Annotated in this window: 7 protein-coding genes; 5 read left to right on the top strand and 2 right to left on the bottom strand. The window is 64.2% G+C overall.

Annotated features, from left to right (window positions below):
* On the top strand, nt 1-713 hold a 713-nt coding region (locus PMI42_RS12290; RefSeq protein ID WP_008134256.1), incomplete at its 5' end, for a zinc-dependent alcohol dehydrogenase family protein.
* Here PMI42_RS12290 and PMI42_RS12285 read toward each other — a convergent pair.
* Together PMI42_RS12285 and PMI42_RS12280 are read right to left on the bottom strand one after the other, a co-directional pair.
* Complete coding sequence (locus PMI42_RS12285) at nt 710-1,465, bottom strand: AraC family transcriptional regulator (RefSeq protein ID WP_240535230.1); 756 nt, start codon at nt 1,463-1,465, stop codon at nt 710-712. The genes PMI42_RS12290 and PMI42_RS12285 overlap by 4 nt on opposite strands.
* A gap of 381 nt (nt 1,466-1,846) precedes the next feature.
* On the bottom strand, nt 1,847-3,046 hold the full coding sequence (locus tag PMI42_RS12280) for an MFS transporter (protein ID WP_008134252.1): 1,200 nt from the start codon (nt 3,044-3,046) through the stop codon (nt 1,847-1,849).
* A 145-nt stretch (nt 3,047-3,191) separates the two neighbouring features.
* Here PMI42_RS12280 and PMI42_RS12275 point away from each other — a divergent pair, with 145 nt between their 5' ends.
* The 4 genes from PMI42_RS12275 to PMI42_RS12260 all read left to right on the top strand — a co-directional run.
* The gene (locus PMI42_RS12275) at nt 3,192-3,995 is read left to right on the top strand and encodes a hypothetical protein (protein ID WP_008134250.1); all 804 of its coding nucleotides are present in this window, start codon (nt 3,192-3,194) and stop codon (nt 3,993-3,995) included.
* 154 nt (nt 3,996-4,149) lie between these two features.
* On the top strand, nt 4,150-5,166 hold the full coding sequence (locus PMI42_RS12270; protein ID WP_008134249.1) for an alpha/beta fold hydrolase: 1,017 nt from the start codon (nt 4,150-4,152) through the stop codon (nt 5,164-5,166).
* A gap of 15 nt (nt 5,167-5,181) precedes the next feature.
* Entirely contained in the window at nt 5,182-6,147 is a 966-nt protein-coding gene (locus tag PMI42_RS12265) for a fatty acid desaturase (RefSeq protein ID WP_008134248.1), read from the top strand.
* A 286-nt stretch (nt 6,148-6,433) separates the two neighbouring features.
* Nucleotides 6,434-6,767 (top strand): response regulator (locus PMI42_RS12260; RefSeq protein ID WP_008134247.1); only part of this gene is annotated, 334 nt, incomplete at its 3' end.

The raw sequence follows: 6,767 nt of genomic DNA, 5'->3' as shown, positions 1-6,767 counted from the left end.
CGGCCACCCGCCGCTACGCGCTCGGCGGCACCCGGCCGGGCGTGTTGCAGGAGGTGATGGTGCTCGACGCCCAAGGCGTCAGCCACATTCCCGCGCATCTGTCATTCCAGGAGGCCGCGACGCTGCCTTGCGCCGGGCTCACGGCCTGGCGCGCGCTGTTTGAAGAAGCGAAAGTGCAGCCGGGCGACACCGTGCTGGTGCAGGGCACTGGCGGCGTGTCCATCTTCGCGCTGCAATTCGCCAAGCTCGCCAGCGCCAGTGTGATCGTGACGTCGTCGAGCGACGAGAAGCTCGAACGCGCCAAATCGCTCGGAGCCGACCACACCATCAACTACCGTTCGGTGCCGGAATGGGGCAAGGCGGCCTCGGAGTGGATCGGCGGCGGCGTCGATCACGTCGTCGAGGTCGGCGGCAAGGACACGTTTGCGCAGTCCCTGGAGGCCGCGCGGGTCGGCGGCACCATTCTGGTGATCGGTGTGCTCTCCGGTTTCTCGCAGCAGATCGCGATCCCGACCTTGTTCGCCAAGAACCTGCATGTCACCGGCCTGTCGGTCGGCAGCCGCCGCATGTTCGAGGGGATGACGGCCGCGATCGGCCGCAATGGCATGAAGCCGGTGATCGACCGCGTGTTCGGCTTCGACGCCGTGCCCGATGCCTTGCGACTGATGCAGCAGGGCGGCCATTTCGGCAAGATCGTGGTCGATTTTTCCTAACCCATCTCGCCCGAAAGCTTCCTGACGTCGTCGGGCGTCCGTCCGAAGCGGCGCCGAAATGCGCGGTGGAAGTAGGAGACGTCGTGAAAGCCGGCGAGATGCGCGATCTCGATGATCTTGCGCGTCCGCAGGTTCGGATTCCGAAGCAGCCGCTCGGCGCGCAGCAGGCGCTGCTCCAGCACGAAGCCGCTATAGGTGATGCCGGCCTGCTCGAACATCAACTGGATGGTGCGCGGGCTGATCCGGTGCGCGGCTGAAAGGACGGCGAGCGACAGCGCGGGGCTGTCGAGCTGCGCCAGGATGTCGGATTTGAGGGTTTCGAGACGCGCCGCCGCAAGGCCGCGCATGCGCGCCTCCTCGGCGACGTCGCCGCGCGCGCCGATCATCAGCACGGCAAGGTCGAACAAATGCTGCGAGACCGCATCGAGCTCGGCGGGCGCGAGCTTGTCGGCATAAGCATGCGCGAGGTCGTAATATCGCAGGTACATCGACGTGATCGGATTGGCCCCGGGGATCGACTGAGCAATCAGGTCCTCGGCGTTCGGGCACGCACGCAGCAGCGCCTTGCGCGGCAGCAGCGCGGTCTGGAAGTTGCCGTGTGTCGTCTGGGTGATATGGGCGCCCTTGATCGAGGGGTCGCCGATCGTGACGTCGCCGGCAGCAACCTCCAGCGGACGTCGCCCCATGGCCCCGCTCAGCGCCGAATTCGGCGACACCGTGATCACCAATTCGTCGTTCGTTCCCAGCGACACGAAGGTGCCGAACGAGGCCGAGAGTCGGAGGCGCGGAAGAATGGCCGGCGAAATGGTCCGGTGAACACGCCCTTCCCCGATCGGAACGAAATCAACGTCCGCGACCTGGCGGCAAAACTGCTCGCGCCATCTTTCATAGGCCTGGCCATTCGGGTCGCCATCGAATGAGAGTTGAGGCTGGATCATCGATCGGGAAGGGCAGGTTAGTTGGCGATTTACGACAGGTTGTATCGCCAGGCCGGTACGCCGCAACCGCAAAAACGCTGGATTGCGTGATAAGCCACTCGCGATGGCGCGCTTTGACCGCGACCTGGTGCCGCAGCCTGTGTGCCCGGATCGAAAAAGCAATTCGCGCCGTGATGTCCGGGCGGGCCGCTTGCCTCAGTACTTCTTCACCGCCGCGCCGAACGCGAGCCACAGCGCGATCGATGCGAGCCCGAAGCCGCCGAGCAGCAGGAAGGTTGGTCCGTAGCCGATCGACTGCGCGATCCAGCCGCCGAGCGCGGGGCTCAGGCTCGCGCCGACGCCCTGCACCGTGATCACGGCGCCCTGGCCGAGATTGATGCGGCCGGTGCCGTCGAGCGAGCGTGCCACCATGCCGGGGACGGCGACTGTCTGCAGTCCGGTGCCGATGCCGTCGAGCACCTGCATCGGCACCACGCCCCACCATCCCGTTACGAAGAACGCGAGCACGCCGCGGATCGGCAGAAACATGAAGGACACCAGGATCACTGGCCAGTAGTTGCGCTTGCCCGCGACCTGCATGGCAACCAGCGAGGTCACGACCATGACGCCTTGCGCAATGACGACGGTGGTCGCCACGAAGCTCGGTCCGTTGGCCTGGCCTTCGGCGACCGCCGCAAGACCGTAGAGCGGCACGATCGACGCATTGCCGAGATGGAACAGGGCGAGTGCCAGTGCCAGCACCAAGAGCGCCTTGTGCTTCAGGAGCACAGTCATGCCATCCGGCGGGTTCTTGCTCTCGTCCTCCTTGCCGCCGCGCGCCTGGCGATCGTCAATGGAGTTGGCGGGAATCATGAGGACGCACGCGATGGCGATGGCGCCGAACACGGCCGCCAGCACGAACACGGCGACGTAGCCGAAGGTGTAGCCGAGATAGCCCGACAGCGCCGCGCCGACCATGTTGCCGGCATGATTGAAGGCCTGGTTGCGTCCGTTCAGCGCATTGAAGCCCTTTTGCTTGGCGATGCCGAGAGTGATCCCTGTGACCGCCGGCACGATCGCGGCGCTCGCCAGCGATTGTGCGACCTGCGAAAAAGTCACCGCCCAGAAATTCTGCGAGATCAGGATGATTGCGGATGCCGCGACCACGCAGATGCCAGGGATGACGACCCACAGCCGCTTGTTGCGGCTGGAATCGATGAAGCCGCCGATCGGCGTCGTGACCAGCATGCCCGCGACATTGCCGACCGTCAGCGCGGAGCCGATCAAGCCGGTCGCCCAGCCGCGCTCTTGCAGGAACACACCGACGAACGGCCCGATGCCCGACTGCATGTCGGCCATGAAGAAGTTGACGGCGTAGAGGGGCCAGAGGCGGGGTGAGGAAGGGCGCGATGTCATCGAGACGCTGAAATTGTTCCTGTCGATCGAAGAGGGTCTCGCGCCACGCGCATTTGGCCGGCACTCTTGTGCCGGTGCTGATCAGAATCTAACCTGTCCTTGTCGCGTTGGTTCCGACCGCAATTGCGATAGCTGGATAACGACTATGTCCCTCTGGACCTGCGAAACCTGCGGCGCCCAATTCCCGGACAGCGAAAAGCCGCCCGCATCCTGTCCAATCTGCGAGGACGAGCGGCAATTCGTGAACTGGAAGGGGCAAACCTTCGTCACGCGCGAGGCGTCGGCAGAGCGCCACCGCATGATCTGGCGCGATGATCTCGGCCTCACCGGCATCGGGGTTGAGCCGGGCTTTGCCATCGGCCAGCGTTCACTGCTGGTGCCGTTGGCGGACGGCTGCATGATGTGGGATTGCGTGCCGCTGGCAACCCCGGAGGGGATCGCGCATGTCCGCTCGCTCGGCGGACTGAAGGCGATCGCGATCTCGCATCCGCATTTTTATGGTGCGCTCGCCGACTGGAGCGAGGCGTTCGGCGGCGTGCCGGTCTACCTGCATGCCGATGATCGCCAATGGGTGATGCGGCCGCATCCCGCGATCGTGCACTGGAGCGGAGACAGTCATCGCATCTCCGACGATGTGCAGCTGTTGCGTACCGGCGGTCATTTTCCCGGTGCCACGATGTTGCATTGGTCACGCGGTGCTGACGGCAAGGGCGCGCTGTTTGCCGGCGACATCGCCCAGGTGACGATGGACCGCCGCTTCGTCAGCTTCATGTACTCCTATCCCAATTACATGCCGCTCAATGCCGCCGCGGTGAGGCGGATCGCGGCCGCGGTCGAACCGCTCGCCTTCGATCGCATCTACGGCGCCTGGTGGGGCCGCAACATTGCCTCAGGCGCCAAGGCCGCATTCGCCGCATCGGTGGAGCGATACGTTGCGGCCATTGCCTGACCCCGCGCCGTCGAGCCCCGTTGCCTTCATTTAATAAATGTACTATAAGTACAGTTATTAGGCGCGACGCAACGGTGCGTTTGCTGGTCCGGCACGATCGATGCATCGTCGTTGCGGCGGGCGCATTCTGTGGCCGCGTGAGCGGGGTTGATCCATGACGGCGCAGCGTGACTACGAAACCTTCGAGGCTGGCGACGTCACGCTTCAGTCCGGCGCCGTCTTCCCGGCGATGAGGCTGGCCTACCAGACCTACGGCGCGCTCAACTCCGCCAGGGACAACGTCATCCTCTACCCGACCTCGTTCAGCGCGCAGCATTTTGACACCGAGTGGCTGATCGGGCCCGACGGTGTGCTCGATCCCACGCGGTACTTCATCATCATCCCGAACCTGTTCGCCAATGGCCTGTCGTCCTCGCCGTCGCATACGGACGCGCCGTTCCCGCAAGTCACCTATCACGACGCCATTGCTGTCCAGCACCGGCTGCTGACCGAGCGCCTCGGGATCGCACGGCTCGCGCTGGTCTATGGCTGGTCGATGGGCGGCATGCAGGCCTATCACTGGGCGGCGCTGCACCCCGAGATGGTCGAGCGCGCCGCGGTGGTCTGCGGCAGCGCGCGCTGCGCGCCCTATAATTATGTCTTCCTCGAAAGCGTTAAGGCCGCACTATCGGGCGATCTTGCTTTCCGCGACGGCCGCTTCGTGGAAAGGCCCGTCGCCGGCTATCGCGCCATGGGGCGCGTCTATGCCGGCTGGGCCATGTCCCACGGTTTCTACCGCGATGAGCTCTGGCGCGAGTCCGGCTTCACCTCGCTGGAGGACTATCTCGTTCGTGGCTGGGACACGGTGTTTGCCCGGCGCGACGCCAACGATCTCCTGGCGCAAATCGGCATCTGGCAGAACGGCGATATCGGCAATTGCGCCGCGTTCGGCGGCGATCTCAACCGCGCGCTCGCGGCGATCAAGGCGCACATGCTGCTGATGCCGGGCGCGACCGATCGCTATTTCGATGTCCGCGACAACGAGGACGAACTGGCCAAGCTGACCAACGCAAGGTCTGCGGTGCTGCATCCGATCCCGTCGCTGCACGGCCATCGCGCCGGCAATCCCGTTGGTAATCCGCGCGACCAGGCCTTCCTCAAGGCCGAGATCGCAGAGCTCCTCCGCAAGTAAGGCAGGCCCCCGATCATGACCGACGCGACCGTTTCACAGACCGGCCATCGCCTGAAGCCGCTGAGCCCGACGATGCTGCGCGAATTGTCGGTCCGCTCGAATCTGAGGGGCGCTGCACAAAGCCTCGGCCATTACGGAATGATCGTGCTGGTCGGCGCGCTGATCTGGATGGTTGCGTCCCGCTACGGCGTGCTCTGGGCGCTGCCGTTGATGGCGGTACAGGGCTATCTCGTCGCCTTCCTGTTCATGGCGGTGCACGAGACCGCGCACAAGACCGCCTTCAGGAGCCGGGGCCTCAATCTCGCAATCGGCTATCTCTCGGCCTTCATCATCGGATTGCCGTACGAATATTATTGCCTGTTTCACTGGGACCATCACCGCTACACCCAGGATCCGGACAAGGACCCCGAGCTGATCGTCGGCGTCAAGCCGGCATCCGGCACGCAGCTCGCGATCGCCTATAGCGGCCTGCTTCAGGTCGCCGGCCGGCTCCGGCTGATGCTCGGCCACGCCATCACCGGCAAGGTCGTGGTGCCCTGGATTCCCGAAAACAAGCGCGCGACCATCGTGACCGAGGCGCGCACCTATGTGGCGCTGTATGCGCTGCTGCTAGCGCTGTCGCTGTGGCTCTCTTCAGCGTCGCTGCTCTGGGTCTGGATCATTCCGCTTGTTCTCGGGCAGTTCTTCCTGCGCCCTTATCTATACGCCGAGCACACCGGTTGCGATCGCACCCGCAGTGCATTTGAGAACACCCGCACCACCTATACCGGCGCCATCGTCAAATGGATTGCGTGGAACATGCCCTATCATGTCGAGCATCACGCCTATCCCTCGATCCCGTTTCACGCGCTGCCGAAGCTGAACGCGATCGTCGACGGCGAGATCGTCTACCGCGGCCGCGGCTACATCAGAACGACGCGCGAGACCTGGGCCTGGTTTCGCCGGCAGCGGACCGGCGGCGAGCGAACGGTGCGCGAGTAGCGGCGCTTTCGAAGCCGGTGATCCATCTTGCCGGCTTCCGATAGGAAGCTTTACTCCGTGTTCATCGCACCCGGGGATCTGTTGGGCCACTCCGATACCGTCCCGCCATTCGACTCCCGTGAGGCAAGAAAAATCTTTTGAAATCAATCTCTTGGAAGGCGCTGAAACGTAGCTAACGAGTCGTTCCGGATCGGGAAAGTTTTAGCAGTCTTGTATTCACGGCAAGCTGAGCCGACTGCTCTAGCGTCAACGGCATCAACGCCGTCGGCGTCGGGAGAGATTGGTGATGAGTGCGACGAGAAACCGCCTTCTGGTGGTCGATGACGATCTGGTGCAGCGGGTCCTGATCAGCAAGATCGGAGCGAAGCTCGGCTACGACACTGTCGTCGCCCCGTCCTTCGAAGCAGCAACCGAGCTTCTGGCGCGGGAAGCCTTCGAGATCATGGCGCTCGACCTGTCGCTTGGCGAGCGGGACGGGGTGGAACTGCTGCGCTTCGTCGCCGAGCGAAACCTTCAGGCGATGTCGATCGTCATCATCAGCGGTTGCGACGATCGCATCATGAAGGCAACGCGCCGGGTCGCGAGCGGCCTGAAGTTGTCGATCGGCGGCTGCCTGACCA

The organism is Bradyrhizobium sp. YR681, assembly GCF_000282615.1.
GTDB lineage: Bacteria > Pseudomonadota > Alphaproteobacteria > Rhizobiales > Xanthobacteraceae > Bradyrhizobium.
Note: the sequence above shows the minus strand (reverse complement) of the source record. Positions and strands in the feature narration are given on the sequence as shown.